This window comes from Desulfovibrio sp. TomC (genome assembly GCF_000801335.2).
Classification (GTDB): Bacteria; Desulfobacterota; Desulfovibrionia; order Desulfovibrionales; family Desulfovibrionaceae; genus Solidesulfovibrio.
The window spans coordinates 95,937-110,697 of record NZ_JSEH01000015.1 but is presented as its reverse complement, the minus strand read 5'-3'; the positions used below and the strand labels follow the sequence as shown (position 1 = coordinate 110,697).

Genomic DNA, 14,761 nt, shown 5'->3' with positions numbered 1-14,761 from the left:
GATTGTCTCGCGTGTCAATTTCACTGACAGCGACAGTTGTAACAATAAAAAATATGCAGATCGAGATTCTTCTCTCTTACAAACCTGTTGCGTTGTTCGTAAAATCTGTCTTAACGTATATTAATTTTCTCCAGCTGCAAAATACTACTTGATTTGTGAAATGCTGCCCAATGAAGATATATTGAATAACCTTCGATCTGGACGCACGAGCTCTGAACAACGTCGCCCTGCGCCGAAGGTCCATGAACGGCTTGATGCGGTGATCCCCGGTCGGCATGTTGCCGCCTCCGGCGGCGCCGATTGTCGTGGTGAAATGGCAAGACTGCAACCACAACGCTCCCAAACAGTTTCACAGCACACAGGAGAATGCATGAAACGAGTCGTATCACTGCTCATGTTCTGCCTGCTTCTGACCTCGGCCGCTGCCCAGGCGACGACTGAAGTCAAAATGGCAGGCGACTTCCGGGCGTATGGCGTCTTTTTCCAAAACCACAACTGGACCAGCTGGAACGCAACAGGCACGCAGACAGAAGAAGCCTTCGAGATTTGGCAACGCTGGCGACTGCGCACCGATTTCGTGGCCAACGAAGCCGTCAAGGTCCGTCTCGGCACCCGGGTCAACGACACTCCCTGGGGCTATGGCACCTACACAGCGGCCAATCCCACCGTCTCCATCGAAGTCTACCAAGCGTACCTGTAGTTCAAGCTGCCCGACTGCAACATCTACTGGTGGGCCGGCACGACCCTTGAGGTGAGCGCCCTCGACCCCCTGAAGTTTTACGGCGACGTCATCTACGGCCAGGGCGCTACGGGCGATTACAAGCGCAACGAGCGACAAGGTTGGTTCATCGACGCCGCCGCCCAGTATACCGGCTTTGACTGGGGCACCCCCGAAGTCGGCGGCTGGTGGAGCACCGGCGAAGACAGTTCCATCAACAACGGCTCGGAACGGCTGCCGTCTATCGCCGGCAACTTCGGCATGGGCAACTCCTTCCTCTACCCCACCGGACAGGAGCTTTCTAAAAACGACATGAGCGTCAACCCCATCGGCAGCTGGGGCCTCACTGCCTCCATCAAAGACATCAGCTGGCTGGAAAAACTCTCCCACCGCCTGACCTTCACATCCACCTGGGGCAACAACTCCCCGGCCGGACTGCGTAAAGCCGTGCTGGCCTCCGGCGGCAACGGCAAATACCTCACCATGGGCAAGGATTTGGCCATGGGCGAGTATGTGCTTGGGGCCAACATCGACTCCAAGTACATGCTCTATGAAAATCTGGCTTTGATCATGGAAACCGGCTGGGCCCACTACGGCAACCCCAACGGCAGCATCTGGAACACCGCCACCCGTCGCTTCACGAAGAACGTCAACGACGCCTGGATGGCCTCCTTCGGCTTCAAGTACACCTTCTAGACGCCCCAAGGCAGCCAGGGCCGGGAGGTCAAACCGTCCTCTCGGCCCTTTTCCTTGGCGTCGCGATAGGCTATACGGAGCAAACGTCGGACAATGGGGAAACGCCATGAAACGTCTGCTGCTCGCCCTGCTTCTTGCCCTGGCCGTTTGTCGGCCCGCCTTTGCCGGTGAAATCACGGTCTTCGCGGCCGCCAGCCTGACCAACGCCTTCACTGCCCTCAAAACCGACTTCGAGGCCGCCCATCCCGGCGACACGGTCCAGCTGGACTTTGCCGCTTCCGGAGCGCTGCTTGGCCGCATGGCTGCCGGCGCAGCCTGCGACGTTTTTGCCAGCGCCGACCGCGACACCATGACCCTGGCCGCAGACAGGGACCGCGTCGTTGCGGCCACGCGCATGGTCTTTGCCGGCAATACCCTGGTGTTGGCCGTGCCGGCCGGCAATGCCGCCCGGGTGTCAAGCCTCGACAGCCTGTCCGTGGGCGGTGTGCAGCGCATTGGCGTGGGCAACCCCGAATCCGTGCCAGCCGGGCGTTACGCCAAACGCGTCTTGCAGCAAAAGGCCCTCTGGTTCGCCCTGACCTCCAAACTGGTCTACTACCCATCTGTTCGCCATGTATTGGCCGCCCTGGAGCGCCACGAAATCGATGCGGGCTTCGTGTACGCCACCGATGCGTCCACCGCAGGCAAAGCCGTTGAGACCGCGGCGTCCCTCGTCCTCAATCCTCCTATCATCTACACTGCCGCCATGGCCAAAACAGCCAAGGACCAGCCGCTGGCCACCGCCTTTCTGGCCTATCTGGCCTCGCCTCAGGCTACTACGACCTTGGGTCGCTTCGGCTTTCTGCCGCCGCCGACGCAACCGCAATAACAGCCGCTCCCTTTCCTTTCATCCCGGCATTGGCTATAGACAAGCGGAGTTTTGACCGTTTCGCCTGGAGTACTGCATGTCCTTTGTCCCGCGTCTTGTTGCGATCCTGTTGCTCATCTTTGTTGCCGCTTGCGCTCCCGCTGCCCGCAACACGTCGAAAACACCAGCCAAACCGGTGCAAAGCGCTGCCAAGGCCCAAGCGGCCCCGGTCAAAGCCGCGCCGCCGGCCAAGGCTCCCCCGGCCGGTGCGCCGGTCCTTTCCCAGGCCAGCCCCCTGGCCGTCGCCGAGGCCGGCCCGCCGCCCGGTTTTGGCGGTATCCCCTGGGGCGCTCCGGCAACCTCCCAGCCGGGACTGGCCCAATTCGACGTCTCGGCCGAAAACGGCACCACGACCTGCCTGTGGCCACAGGGCCCAAAGGACATTTTCGGCGCAACGGTGCGCGAAGCCTACTATGAATTTTACAAGAATCAATTCTACCATATCTGGATTAACTTCGACGGCATGGCCGCCTATGAGACGGCGTTGGCCGGTCTGACCCGGGCCTACGGACCGCCCACCCAGGAAAATCGCGACAAATATTATCACGCCTGGACCGTGGGCGAGGTCAATATCTACTGCGCCTTTCACCCGGATATGAACGAAGGCGACGTCAGCTTTTTCTATCAGCCGCTCTACGAACGCATGGTCGCGGCCCGCAAGACCGGCCACGCCAAAACCCCGACCAGGAGCGCCAAACCGTGAACGCCAATGAGGCCTATGCCAAGCTCATGGCCCATAGCCGGGCTTCGGCCGAGATCGCCGCGACCTTGAGCCTGCTCTCCTGGGACCAGCAGGTCATGCTGCCTCCAGCCGCCCATGCCGGCCGGGCCGGGCAGATCGGGGCGTTGACCGCCATCCTCCACCGCCGGGCCAGCGATCCGGCCATGGGCGAATGGCTGGCCGCCTGCGAAGACACAGGACGCACCCGCGACGAGGCCTCGCCCGAAGCCGCCAATATCCGTGAACTGCGCCGTGATTACGATCAGGCCGTCAAGATTCCCGAATCCCTGGCCGTGGCCCTGGCCCAGGCCGCCAGCACCGGCCAGCGGGCCTGGGAATTGGCCAGGAAAGAAAACAACTTCCGTGCCTTTGCTCCGCATCTCGACACCCTGCTCGACCTGTCGCGGCAAAAGGCCGAGGCCCTTGGCTATGCCGGCGAGGCCTATGACGCCCTGCTCGACCTGTTTGAGCCCGGCGAGACCGTGGCGGCCATCGCTCCCATTCTGTCCGAACTGCGCGATGCGGCCACAGACATCCTTGCCCGCGTGGCCGATGCGCCCAAACCCGCCCCGTTGCCGGCCGGTCCGTATCCGATCGCAGCCCAGGAACGGCTCTTGCGCCAGATTACGGCCGACATCGGCCTGCCCGACACAGCCTCGCGCCTGGACGTCTCCACCCATCCGTTTTCAACGCTCATCGGCCCGGGAGACGCGCGAATCACCACGCGCTTTGACAAGGCCGATTTCACCAAGGCCTTTTTCGGGGCAATCCACGAAACCGGCCACGCCCTCTACAGCCTGGGACACAGCGGACCGGACCACTACGGGACGCCCATGGGGGAACCGGCCTCCTTTGCCGTGCACGAGTCACAGTCGCGGTTGTGGGAAAACCAAGTGGCCCGGTCCCTGCCCTTCTGGGAACACGCCCTGCCCCTGGCCGCCAGGGAATTTCCCCAGCTGGCCGGCCTGTCGCCCCAAGACATTTTCAAGATCGTCGGGGCTACCCAGCCGGGCCTTGTCCGGGTGGACGCCGACGAGACGACCTACAACCCGCATATCGTGCTGCGCTTTGAACTGGAACTGGCGCTAATCCGGGGCGATCTGGCCGTGGCCGATCTGCCCGGAGCCTGGAATGAGAAGTCGCAGGCAATTTTGGGGTTGACGCCGCCAACCGACGCGCTGGGCTGTCTCCAGGACGTGCACTGGTCAACGGGCGCCTTCGGCTATTTCCCCACCTACAGCCTGGGCAATATTTACGCCGCCTGCCTCTTTGAAGCTGCTGCCAAGGCCATCCCGGACCTGCCCTCCCGCATGGCGGCCGGCGACTTTGCCCCGCTGCTCTCCTGGCTTGGCCAGACCATCCATGAAAAAGGCCGTCTGCTGCGGCCCCGGGTGCTTCTGACCGCCGCCACAGGCCAAGCGCCGACGGCCGCACCGCTGGTGCGCCATCTGCGGGCCAAGGCTTCAGCCATCTACGGCGTCGCCTGGGAATAGAGAGCCGGGGGAAGAAATGCCTCCGGCGGCCGGGGCGTGCGAGGGAAGAGGAAGAGTGCCTCCGGCGGCCAAAGGGCAGTGCCCTTTGGAATCCCACCTGGGGGAGTTTGATTTGACTGTGGGCGTGGCCGTTGCAACGCCCTGCGACCGCGCCCCTAGCCGGCCAGCACGGTTGCGGCAGCATTGTAGGTCGCAGGCGTGGTATAGCCCGGCGCAAGCAGATACACCGCAGCATTGGCCGCCGTGATGGTGCTCTGGCTCGTGGCGTCCTGGTTCTTGAAATTGAGGTAGGCAGCCTGGGACACCGGGCTGGTCAGAATGTCGGCGTACACGGCCTGCCACTCCTGCGGCGTGGCCAACGTGGAACCGTAGGTCTCGGCGTAGTCGTATTCCTTGCTCCAGGCCGGGGTGGCCGCTCCAAGATCAAGCGTGTAGGTCGTCTCGTTTTGCAGGGCAAAGGTCTGGGTGTCGTAGCTGTAAATCTGGTAGCCTGGGTTGCTGTCGAAGACAGGCGAAATCCCCGGGGCTATGCGAATAAGCGCGGCAGCGTCCGAACCATCAGTTGCGGTTATGAGCCGGAAATCGTCGTTATGGAGATGGCCGGTAAACGTCGCCGCAATAGTCGACGAGTAGGACAACTCCAAGGCCGTAAACGCATTGTTGAAACCATTGTCCAGATTTCCCGAGTAACTGATCTGCCCGGTTTCAGCGTAGGTGTCGGCCACGGCGGCCGCAGCGGCTCCGGTCGGGATGTGGGCGACCACCCACACTTTCTGGAAATCCTGGGCAGAATCCGCCAGTTCCGAGGCGAACCAGGACAGTTCCACGACTCCCGGCCCTGGGTCGTCATACTCGCTTATCCACAAATTATCATTGAGCACGATATACTTGATCCCGGTCGGACCGTCCGGCTCCAAGGCATAGTAGCCGCCCATGGAGTAGCCGGTGGTGAAAGCCGCCCGGTCCGCGTCGTTGTTGAAAAAAGCCTGGGCCAGGATCGGGGCTGTACTCGACAGATACGCATCGCCGGGACGTGCGCCGATGCTGCCCTGCATGTTGTCGGTGTCGCAATTGCCGTCAGCCACGATGACGGTCGCATCGGGAAAGCGGCTGTCCACTTCCTGGACAAAAAATTGCACGGTTTTTTGGGCAAAGGCATCCAGGCCGGCCTGGCTCGTATCACCGGTCAGGCTGGCATAGGTCTGAGGGAAATTATGGGACAGGATGTCGCCAGGGTAGATCATAAGCGTGATGCCATCGGCCCGGCCGGCCATGTCGTCCAAGGCAGATTCAAACAGCCAATAGTTGCTATCGCTGCCGTAGGCCGAATAGGCGGTCTGGGACGAAGAGGACAGAATGCCCTTCCAGGCGGAGACATCTGCCGCGGCCAGGGTCGGGACCAGGGTCGGATCGGCAAAGGGATCAAAGTGCACATCGGAAAAGAGCAGAAATGTGTCCACATTGCCTGTTGCAGCCATGGTGCTTTCCTTTTGCGCTTGTAGTCCTGGCAGCCCGTAGCCTCGATTTGCTATGCGTCAGCGTATAAACCGAATCGGAGCAAAACGAAACCCTCCGGCATCACGGGCTGACAGTCTTATCATACTGCAACACATGGAAACGCTAGGCTTTTTTCGGCGCAAAGAAAGCGCTCTCGACCCTTTCCCGGCCGACTGTCGTCGACGGACCATGGCCGGGAAACAATTCCACGGCATCGGGCAAGACCAGGATCCGCTCCCGGATGGAATCCAGAAGCAGGGCCGCGTGGCCGTACGAACTGTCGGTACGGCCGACGTTGCCGCGAAAAATCGTATCACCGGTAAAGGCGGCCAGGGAACGGGTGAAGAAATAGACCAGATGGCCGGGAGTGTGGCCGGGGACTGGCAGAACCAGACAAGGTTCGCCCAGAAACATCCGGCGGCCCGGGTGGATGGCTTTGTAGGGAAACGCCGGCACTGGGGCCATGGCCCCGTCCGGGCCGTAGCCCTCCTCGGCGGCCAACAAGGCATCGGCCGTCGAAGCATAAACCGGGGCCTGACTCAGTCCGGCCAGCTCCGCCACCCCGAGGACGTGGTCGTGATGCAGATGGGTGAGCAAAATGGCCGTCAGGCGCAGTCCGCGCTCACCGATCTCGCGCCAGAGCCGCTCCGGTTCGCCGCCGCAGTCAATGACCACGGCCGCGCCGTCGGCGCCCCAGGCCAGGTAGCTGTTGACCGCAAAGGGTTGCATGGTAAACGTCTTGATATACATAGGCTGCCGGCAACAATGTCCTTTCCTGAAACTGCCTTGCAAACCCCTTGCCGGTTGACGCCGCCTACCCGGGGAGGCCGAACATGATCCTTTTTCGCGGCAACTGCCAGATGCAGTTCACTGCCGAAGCGGCGGCCGCCGCCGGGGAGGACGTCTCTTTTGCCTCCCTGGCCTCGCCGCTGACCCTGACCGCCTCGCCGGGCGTTATTCCGCCCCTGGTCACTGCCCTTATCGACGGGGCCAGGGCCAGGGAATACCTCCACACAAGGGAGCTTGGCGACCAATTCCTGCCGCCGGCGGCCACTCCCGGGACCACGGCCCTGGTCCTCAACCTCTTTCACGAAAACAGGCCACTTTTCCTGCACAAAACCGACCGCTACGCCTTCTACCTCGATCCTGCCGCCTTTGCCCGCAAACCTGCCCTGGGCCGGGCCGTCGAAGCCCAGTTCCAGACCATCGTGCCCAATCCGGCCAGTTATCTCGAGCGCTACGCCGCCATGCTGCACCTCCTGCGTGAGCGCCTGCCCGGCCTGCCCATCCTGGTGGTCGGTCGCCTGGGCCATTATCCGGGCCTTGGGCCCACGCCGCACTCCTATCTGAATGGATGGGGTGAGCTGTGCTTCACCGCCGCCAGGGAGTTCGCCGCCTGGGTCGAAACCCTGCCCGACACCCGGTATCTGGATGCCGACCGGATTATGGCCGGCGTATTTCGACGATCCGGTGCGCCGGTGGAGGCGCATTTTCCCTTTCTGCGTCTGGCCCGCTCGCCCGACGACACCCGGCCGGCCATAAGCCGGGACCTGGAACATGCCGGCAGCCTGTGGCCAGCCTTGGCGGCAACAATCGTCGCCACGCTCAAGACCGGCCGGGTGGACTACGCCCCGGAAGAGACCGTGCCCGGGAGCTGGCGGCAACCCTTTGTCCCGGAGCAGTTAAACCATCAAGTATTACTTGAGCATCTCGTTTCCGGTTCCAACTATCGCGCGGCCCGGGCCGTGGGAAACATGCTGTTTCGGCCAAAAGAGGATTTCACCGGACTGCTTCTTGACGCCGCACCGTACATGCCGGTGTGCCACAACCTGCTGCACATGGTGCGGGCCTACGGCCAGGGCCGCCCAGACCCGGCCCTGGCCGGGTGGTGCGACATCCATGCCGGCCTGGCCGAGACCTTTACCGCCAACGGCGAGGCCTACCGCCGGGAGTACCTGGAAAAAATCGAGGCGCTCAGGCGATTGGTTCTTGCCTCAACAAAAGTTTAACATTATCAAACACTCCGTTTGACAATGGCAAACGATTCCGGGACGGGTCCGCCCCCCGCCGGGACCCCCCTGCCGGGACGCTCTTCACACACTTTTGCATCCCCCGCATTTCCGGTCTGTTGGCGGATGGGGACCCAAATCGCCTTCCAGACTGGCATAAATCGTGCTGCCAGGGTGACGCATTGGGGAAGCTTCGGTTTCGGCGGCATCCGTATTATTTTTTCAAACAGGGAGGCGTTATGCGCCGCGTATTGATCTTGCTCGTCCTACTGTGTCTGATCGGGCCGAAAACGGCCTTCCCGGCCAAGCAGTCCGGGAAGCTGGCCGTCAAATCCGCTCTGGTCACGGAGTATAGCTCAGGCAAGACCCTGTACAGCCAGGACGCCGACCGCCGCATCCCCCCGGCGTCGCTGACCAAGGTCATGACCATGTACCTTGTTTTCGACCTCGTGGCCTCGGGCAAGGCCAGCTTTTCCGACCGGATCAAAATCAGCCGCCGGGCCGACGCCACAGGCGGATCGACCATGAACCTTCACGCCGGCGAGGTGGTCACGCTCGACGAACTCATGCGCGGCATGGCCGTTGCCTCGGGCAACGACGCCTGCATCGCCGTGGCCGAGCACTTCGGCGGCATCCCCCATTTCGTGGAGATGATGAACAGCAAGGCCCGCAGCCTGGGCATGACCGGCACCACCTTCAAAAATCCCAACGGCCTGCCCGCACCGGGCCAGCTCACCACCGCCCGGGACCTCACCAAACTGGCCGTCAGCTACCTGCACCACTATCCGCAGGCCCTGCGCTATCACTCCACCACCGAAATCAGTCATAACGGCGCGGTCCACGGCAACACCAACCGGCTGCTTGGCACTTGTGACGGCGTGGACGGCATCAAGACCGGCTACATCGATGCCAGCGGCTACAACATCATTGCCACAGCCAAGCGCGGCGATGCCCGCGTCATCGCCGTGGTGCTCGGCGGACGCACCAAGCAGTTGCGCAATCGTGAAGCCACCCGAATCCTTGACGCCTCCTTCTCCGGCGCAGTGGACAGCATGGTGGCGAGTTGCGATGTTCCTGAACCGACCCCGACCAAGATCGTCTCCAAACGAAGCCGCTCCAAGCATCATGGCAAGGTTGTCCGCATCGCTGACAGCGAACGCCGCAGTTCGGTCAGTTCCCGGCGCGGCGCGTCAGCCCGCTTCGATGCCCACGCCGTCTCGGCCAAATCCAAGCACACCAAATCGGCCAAGGCCAACAAGGCCGGCGCGCCCCATACGACTTCCCACAGCCAAAGCAAGAAACACGCGAAAAACGGAGCTGCAAGCCGGTAAGCTCCCTCATACCGGCGCATCAGCCAGTTCCCGTCGCCGCCCATCGATTGCAGGCCGCTGCCGGTTTTTCCCACGCAGCGGCCGCCCTTCTTCCCGCCCACTCTTTTGTTTACGGCTTCCATTTGCCTCCAGTCACATGGCATTCTGAAATCAAGTGACAGCACAAGCAAATTTCCTGACAGCATTGACCCTCTTTCGCCCGGGTTGCTATTGTGGTTGGCAGTGCCAACACTCAACCAGGAGCCATCCATGAAAATCAGCGCCCGCAACCTTGTGCCCGGCACCATCAAGTCCATCACCAACGGTATGGTCAGCAGCGAAGTCGTTATAGAAATCGCTCCCGGCGTTGAAATCGTGTCCGTGGTCACCACCCACTCTGTCGAAGCCATGGGCCTGGCCGTGGGCCAGTCGGTCAAGGCCATGGTCAAGGCCTCAAGCGTCATGCTCGTCACCGACTAGTCCGCCGCCTCTGCCCTGCTGTCCGGTCCTGGCCGTCGCATCCCGGACGGGACCGGACGTTGCGCGCGGCGCTGTTTCTCGCCCCCCGCTTCCCTCCTCACTTGACGCGAATCACAGTCTATTTCTGTCTTGCCAAGTTCCCGCGCCCATGCCACCTTGCCGCACCAAAACACGGACGGGAGTCCCGGCCCCACCGTCCGTCTGGGAGCAATGGCGTGCGTCGAGTGTTTATACCTGTCCTGGTGCTTTTTTGCTGTGTGGTTGCCGCCTGCCCTGCGGCCCAGGCCGGCAAGACCGAAACCGTACAGTCCGCCCTGTGGACTCCGGCCGAGCTGGCCGGCTCCCCGGCCGAACGCAAATCCGGCCGCCTGGGCGCTCCCGACACAACGTCGCCGGTGTCCGTGACGCCCCCGTCACTGCCTCCCCTACCCGCAAAACTCACCGGCTCCATCCGCCGGGTGGACACCCACGGCGCCAAGCTCGTGGCCCTGACTTTTGATCTGTGCGAATTGGCCGACCAGGCTTCCGGCTACGACGCAGCGGTCATTGACGCCCTGCGGGCGGCAGGAGCCCGGGCCACCCTGTTCGTCGGCGGCAAATGGATGCGCTCCCATCCTCTCCGGGCCATGCAGTTGATCGCCGATCCGCTGTTTGAAATCGGCAACCATGCCTGGACCCATGGCAACTTTGGCCGTCTGCACCCCGACGCCATGATCCGGGAGATTGCCTGGACCCAGGCCCAGTATGCCGAGCTTCGCTCCGAACTCGTGCATCTGGCCCAGGAACGCGGGGTGTCCGACAAGGATCTGGCCACTATCCCGCAAGCCCCCGTGCTCTTTCGGTTCCCCTACGGCCGCTGCCGGCCCGAGGCCCTGGACATGCTAGCCAAGATGGGCCTAGCCGCCGTACAATGGAACCTGACCACCGGAGACCCCGATTCGGCCAGCACCCCGGAGCGCGTCCTCAAAAACGTCCTGGAACGGGTCCGCCCCGGCGACATCATCATCGGCCACGCCAACGGCAACGGCCACGGTACCGGGCAGGCCCTGCCCGGACTGCTGGCGGAACTGACCAATCGTGGTTATACTCTGGTTACGGTCAGTGAGTTGCTGGCGGCCGGGCGGCCGGTTGTGACCTCGGACTGCTATGACAGCCATCCCGGCGACACGGCCCAATATGACGCCGTCTTTGGCGACGGCACCACGCATCCGCGCAAAAAAAGCGGATCGGGGCCACTGCCAAAACCCACCCAAGCGCCCTGATTCCGGGCAAAATACAGCGTTCAGGAAGAGATTGTTATGTACTGTACTTGTAAAATGTGTTTCCAGATGGTTACGACGTGCGGGTTGATTCTCCTTGTTTTTCTCGCTCCAGCCTTTTCCTTTTCCGTAAACCTCCCGATCCAAGGCAAAGTGCATGAAAGCACCGAGACGTTCACTGGAACCGCGACAGCGTCCTTCAGCGGCGACGGGAGCTTGATCCTCGCAACGAACAAAGGCGTGGCCTGCAAGGGTAATTTTGTGCATGTGAGTCAACAGGAAGGCAACGGCACGGTCACCTGCGAAGATGGCCGTCTGGGCTCGTTTGTCTTTGTCACGGCCGGGCTCTCCGGCTCCGGTTCCGGCAAAATAGGCGCCGAGGACTTTGAATTTCGTATCGGGAAGTAGCCCTTTCACTCCCCCCTACACGCCTTGTGCGGATGACCTGTTCGTACCTCACTTGCTCATGGCGGGCTCCAGCAAGCGCAACCGACAGTCCCTTTGCGACGGGAGCGGAGCGAATGGACACGGCTCCAGTTGTGCCTTGGTTCTTCCCCTGGGAAAAGAACCGGGGCTGCGGCATGCTGGTCCCCAGAGGGGGCTTCCCCTCCGGGGACTGGAGTCAATGGTCTTGCCCTGTACGATAACGACCTGTCGAACCGTCACCAAGGCCGCAATCCGGGGCGCGTGTCCTACTGGGCCGGTGCTGCGGCCGGAGTCTCTTCCTTGTCGTTGCTGCCTTCCCGGACATACAGCGTGATGCTGGCCACTTTGGATTCCTTCCCCGGTTCCATATACTTGAGCACCAGACGGTTTTTGCTGGTCAGCTTGCCGACAAAGGCGCCGTCGTCATCAGCCATGTAGAGCGTAGCCCCGTCGATCACGCCAACCACAGTTTCCTTGCCCCGGGCCGAGGCCTTGGTGCCGAAAAATGCCCGGCCTTCCTGCTTGTCGATGGTCAGTGTCCAGTCCAGATGCAGGAACTTGGGCGTAGTGGTCGGATCGGTATGGCCCAGCCGCCCCATGGCCACGGAATCCGACGTGCCCTTCCATACGCCGGTGACGTCGGGAATGCTCTTTTCCTTCTTCTCCTTGGATTCCCTGGCCTGGGCCGAAGAAACGGCCAGAAAACAGCCCATGACAAGAGCCAGAAGCACTGCGACATGACGGGACATGCAAACCTCCGTGCAAAGTGGTAAGAAAGCCCTGGCCAGCCCTGGCGCAACGACCAGCACTGCGCTCTGTTGTGGGCCGGCAATTTATAAAACTCCAGTATATGTAGAGAAAAGGACCGCCCATGACAACAGGCAGCCAACCGATTCTACTCGGCCGGGGAAGTACGGACGCCTTTTTGCTGCCGGCCATGGCCAACCGTCACGGCCTGGTGTCCGGAGCCACGGGCACGGGCAAAACCGTGACCTTGCGTGTGCTGGCCGAGGCCTTCTCCGATCTGGGCGTCCCGGTCTTCCTGGCCGACATCAAGGGCGACCTGTCCGGGCTGGCCGCAGCCGGCGGCGATGCCCCCAAGATCGTTGACCGGGCCAGGGAACTTGGCCTCGATTTCACACCTGCGGCCTACCCCACCGTCTTCTGGGACATCCTTGGCCGTGACGGCATCCCCCTTCGCACTACCGTGTCGGAAATGGGGCCGCTGTTGCTGGCCCGGCTGCTTGGCCTCAACGACACCCAGTCCGGGGTGCTGGATATCATTTTCCGGGCGGCAGACGAAGCTGGGCTGTTGCTGCTCGATCTTAAAGACCTGCAGGCCATGACCACCCATGTCGGGGACAATGCCGCCTCGTATCGCACCCGCTTCGGCAATGTCTCCACCGCCAGCGTCGGGGCCATCCAACGTGCCTTGCTTGGCCTGGAGAGTCAGGGCGGTGCGCTCTTTTTCGGTGAACCTGCCCTGGATCTCGATGACCTGTTCCAGACCGACGTCTCAGGCCGGGGCGTGCTCAATATCCTGTGCGCCAAGGGCCTTATGGGCGCGCCCAAGGTTTACGCCGTCATGCTCCTGTGGCTGTTGGCCGAACTGTTTGAGACCCTGCCCGAAGTGGGCGATACGGACAGACCGCGTCTGGTCTTTTTCTTTGACGAGGCCCATCTGCTCTTTACCGACGCCCCGGCGGCGCTGGTCGAGAAAATCGAACAGACCGTGCGCCTCATCCGATCCAAGGGGGTCGGCATTTATTTCATCACCCAGTCGCCGCTCGATCTGCCGGACACGGTCCTTTCCCAGCTTGGCAACCGCGTCCAGCACGCCTTGCGCGCCTTCACGCCGCGCGATCAACGGGCCGTGGCCGCCGCAGCCGACACCTTCCGCCCCAACCCGAAACTCGACACGGCCAGGACCATTACCGAGCTTGGCGTGGGCGAGGCCTTGGTCTCCTGCCTGGACGCCAAGGGCATGCCGACGGTCGTGGAGCGGTGCCTTATTGTCCCGCCGCGCAGCCGGATGCTGCCCCTTTCCGAAATCGAGAAACAGGAAACAACCCGCGGCTCCGTCCTGGCCGGCCACTATGGGAAGCCCCTGGATCGGGAATCGGCCTTCGAGCGTTTGCAGGCCAGGGCCGAAACCATCCAGGAACGGCAACCGTCCACCCGGGTCGGCAAAAGCCAGGCCGAGCGTCTCATCGGCTCCATGGCCGAAAGTGCCCTGCGATCCATCGGCACCCAGATCGGCCGGCAGATTGCCCGGGGGGTATTGGGAGCGCTTTTCGGGGGGAAACGGTAGCCGGGCAGAAAAAAAAGGGGGCCGAAGCCCCCTTGATTATTAGTAGTAGCGCCACTCGCCGGGTTCCTCGCGAAACGTCATGTCGAGTTCTTCGCTGATGCCGACCCGGAGTTCCTTGTCGTTTTCGGCCACGGTCACGTTCTTGGCCGGATCATATCCGACATCAAGGCAGACCTCTTCCCAGTGCCGACGAATATGGTCGGCCGCCTGGGTAATCGCTGCTTCCTGACCGGGCCGCTTGAGCCAGCGCGCAACCCAGATCCACATACGCGCCTCCTTGGCTGAGCAGTCAAATGACGCAAAACAAACGGCCATGCGTCTTTCTTGTATATAAGCACCGCTGTCCTTTTTTCAAGAGACCGGCAGCGGCGCTCCTTTCCAGCCAGGACTCGCCCGAATGCCTCTACTGGCCGCCCTTTTGACGCTGCTGCTCGATTTCCTTTTTAAGTCCTTCGCCGTACTTGCGGGCCTGGATGATAATGTCGTCCACCTTGTCGCCACGGACTTTCATCAGCGAAATCTTGTAGGCGCCGTCCAGGGGGATCATGGCGTTTTTGGAATCGGCGTACAGGGCGTCCATGGCCGAAATCAGGCTAGAGGGCTCCATGCCGGCATAGGAATTGAAACATTCCCGGAAATTGTTCTCAATAGCCGGACCTTTGGCATCTTTCTGCATGGTGCTGATGTCGGTGCACATGATGCGCACAGCAGTGGCCAGACCAAACAGGAAGGATCGCTTTTCCTTGTCGGAATAGCTGGACCAGGCGTGGGCAAACGATGCAGTGCTGACGCCCGAGGCAACCTGTGTGCCCGAATAGGCCGGGGCGCGAAAGCCCACACAAACAAGCAAGGCGACCAGGATCAGGACCTTTTTGGACATGGTATTCTCCTTAAGATGAACACGGGCAAAAGAAGCCCGAAAATGGGCAAGGTG

Annotated in this window: 14 protein-coding genes and 1 pseudogene; 10 read left to right on the top strand and 5 right to left on the bottom strand. The window is 61.9% G+C overall.

What is annotated here, in order from left to right:
• Positions 1 to 370 precede the first annotated feature (370 nt).
• From NY78_RS25890 to NY78_RS14855, 4 genes and pseudogenes are all read left to right on the top strand, one after another.
• Positions 371 to 1,414: pseudogene (locus NY78_RS25890) on the top strand (hypothetical protein).
• 106 nt (positions 1,415 to 1,520) lie between these two features.
• Positions 1,521 to 2,282 carry a molybdate ABC transporter substrate-binding protein gene (gene modA / locus NY78_RS14865; protein ID WP_043637565.1) on the top strand — a complete coding sequence of 254 codons (762 nt, stop codon included), beginning with the start codon at positions 1,521 to 1,523 and terminating at the stop codon, positions 2,280 to 2,282.
• 76 nt (positions 2,283 to 2,358) lie between these two features.
• Entirely contained in the window at positions 2,359 to 3,024 is a 666-nt protein-coding gene (locus NY78_RS14860; protein ID WP_043637564.1) for a hypothetical protein, read from the top strand.
• Positions 3,021 to 4,535, top strand: a complete 1,515-nt coding sequence (locus NY78_RS14855; RefSeq protein WP_043637562.1) for a carboxypeptidase M32 — start codon at positions 3,021 to 3,023, stop codon at positions 4,533 to 4,535. The genes NY78_RS14860 and NY78_RS14855 overlap by 4 nt, the downstream gene beginning before the upstream one ends.
• Before the next feature lie 155 nt (positions 4,536 to 4,690).
• Here the strand turns inward: NY78_RS14855 and NY78_RS14850 are convergent, their stop codons facing one another.
• Both NY78_RS14850 and NY78_RS14845 read right to left on the bottom strand, forming a co-directional pair.
• On the bottom strand, positions 4,691 to 6,013 hold the full coding sequence (locus NY78_RS14850; RefSeq protein ID WP_043637559.1) for a metallophosphoesterase: 1,323 nt from the start codon (positions 6,011 to 6,013) through the stop codon (positions 4,691 to 4,693).
• A 142-nt stretch (positions 6,014 to 6,155) separates the two neighbouring features.
• Positions 6,156 to 6,761 (bottom strand): MBL fold metallo-hydrolase, encoded by a 606-nt coding sequence (locus tag NY78_RS14845; protein ID WP_231584007.1) that lies wholly within the window; start codon positions 6,759 to 6,761, stop codon positions 6,156 to 6,158.
• A 104-nt stretch (positions 6,762 to 6,865) separates the two neighbouring features.
• Between NY78_RS14845 and NY78_RS14840 the strand changes: the two genes are divergently transcribed.
• From NY78_RS14840 to NY78_RS14820, 5 genes are all read left to right on the top strand, one after another.
• Complete coding sequence (locus NY78_RS14840; protein ID WP_043637554.1) at positions 6,866 to 8,041, top strand: hypothetical protein; 1,176 nt, start codon at positions 6,866 to 6,868, stop codon at positions 8,039 to 8,041.
• 239 nt (positions 8,042 to 8,280) lie between these two features.
• Positions 8,281 to 9,372 (top strand): D-alanyl-D-alanine carboxypeptidase family protein, encoded by a 1,092-nt coding sequence (locus NY78_RS14835; RefSeq protein WP_043637553.1) that lies wholly within the window; start codon positions 8,281 to 8,283, stop codon positions 9,370 to 9,372.
• 249 nt (positions 9,373 to 9,621) lie between these two features.
• A complete protein-coding gene (locus NY78_RS14830) occupies positions 9,622 to 9,831 on the top strand; it encodes a TOBE domain-containing protein (RefSeq protein WP_043637551.1) in 210 nt (69 codons plus the stop codon).
• A gap of 215 nt (positions 9,832 to 10,046) precedes the next feature.
• Complete coding sequence (locus NY78_RS14825; protein ID WP_043637548.1) at positions 10,047 to 11,093, top strand: polysaccharide deacetylase family protein; 1,047 nt, start codon at positions 10,047 to 10,049, stop codon at positions 11,091 to 11,093.
• An 84-nt stretch (positions 11,094 to 11,177) separates the two neighbouring features.
• Positions 11,178 to 11,498, top strand: coding sequence for a hypothetical protein (locus NY78_RS14820; RefSeq protein ID WP_156180959.1), 321 nt, complete (start codon positions 11,178 to 11,180; stop codon positions 11,496 to 11,498).
• A 284-nt stretch (positions 11,499 to 11,782) separates the two neighbouring features.
• Here NY78_RS14820 and NY78_RS14815 read toward each other — a convergent pair whose 3' ends face one another.
• Complete coding sequence (locus NY78_RS14815) at positions 11,783 to 12,265, bottom strand: hypothetical protein (RefSeq protein ID WP_043637544.1); 483 nt, start codon at positions 12,263 to 12,265, stop codon at positions 11,783 to 11,785.
• A 122-nt stretch (positions 12,266 to 12,387) separates the two neighbouring features.
• Between NY78_RS14815 and NY78_RS14810 the strand changes: the two genes are divergently transcribed.
• Positions 12,388 to 13,827, top strand: a complete 1,440-nt coding sequence (locus NY78_RS14810) for a helicase HerA-like domain-containing protein (RefSeq protein ID WP_043637543.1) — start codon at positions 12,388 to 12,390, stop codon at positions 13,825 to 13,827.
• 39 nt (positions 13,828 to 13,866) lie between these two features.
• Here NY78_RS14810 and NY78_RS14805 read toward each other — a convergent pair whose 3' ends face one another.
• Both NY78_RS14805 and NY78_RS14800 read right to left on the bottom strand, forming a co-directional pair.
• Positions 13,867 to 14,094 carry a hypothetical protein gene (locus NY78_RS14805; RefSeq protein ID WP_043637541.1) on the bottom strand — a complete coding sequence of 76 codons (228 nt, stop codon included), beginning with the start codon at positions 14,092 to 14,094 and terminating at the stop codon, positions 13,867 to 13,869.
• Between the two features lie 136 nt (positions 14,095 to 14,230).
• The gene (locus NY78_RS14800; RefSeq protein ID WP_043637539.1) at positions 14,231 to 14,707 is read right to left on the bottom strand and encodes a hypothetical protein; all 477 of its coding nucleotides are present in this window, start codon (positions 14,705 to 14,707) and stop codon (positions 14,231 to 14,233) included.
• Positions 14,708 to 14,761 lie beyond the last annotated feature (54 nt).

Excerpts from the sequence above, each read along its gene's own strand:
- modA (WP_043637565.1), top strand. The coding sequence starts at position 1,521 with ATGAAACGTCTGCTGCTCGCCCTGCTTCTTGCCCTGGCCGTTTGTCGG.
- NY78_RS14860 (WP_043637564.1), top strand. The coding sequence starts at position 2,359 with ATGTCCTTTGTCCCGCGTCTTGTTGCGATCCTGTTGCTCATCTTTGTT.
- NY78_RS14850 (WP_043637559.1), bottom strand. The coding sequence starts at position 6,013 with ATGGCTGCAACAGGCAATGTGGACACATTTCTGCTCTTTTCCGATGTG.
- NY78_RS14845 (WP_231584007.1), bottom strand. The coding sequence starts at position 6,761 with ATGCAACCCTTTGCGGTCAACAGCTACCTGGCCTGGGGCGCCGACGGC.
- NY78_RS14840 (WP_043637554.1), top strand. The coding sequence starts at position 6,866 with ATGATCCTTTTTCGCGGCAACTGCCAGATGCAGTTCACTGCCGAAGCG.
- NY78_RS14835 (WP_043637553.1), top strand. The coding sequence starts at position 8,281 with ATGCGCCGCGTATTGATCTTGCTCGTCCTACTGTGTCTGATCGGGCCG.
- NY78_RS14830 (WP_043637551.1), top strand. The coding sequence starts at position 9,622 with ATGAAAATCAGCGCCCGCAACCTTGTGCCCGGCACCATCAAGTCCATC.
- NY78_RS14815 (WP_043637544.1), bottom strand. The coding sequence starts at position 12,265 with ATGTCCCGTCATGTCGCAGTGCTTCTGGCTCTTGTCATGGGCTGTTTT.
- NY78_RS14810 (WP_043637543.1), top strand. The coding sequence starts at position 12,388 with ATGACAACAGGCAGCCAACCGATTCTACTCGGCCGGGGAAGTACGGAC.
- NY78_RS14805 (WP_043637541.1), bottom strand. The coding sequence starts at position 14,094 with ATGTGGATCTGGGTTGCGCGCTGGCTCAAGCGGCCCGGTCAGGAAGCA.
- NY78_RS14800 (WP_043637539.1), bottom strand. The coding sequence starts at position 14,707 with ATGTCCAAAAAGGTCCTGATCCTGGTCGCCTTGCTTGTTTGTGTGGGC.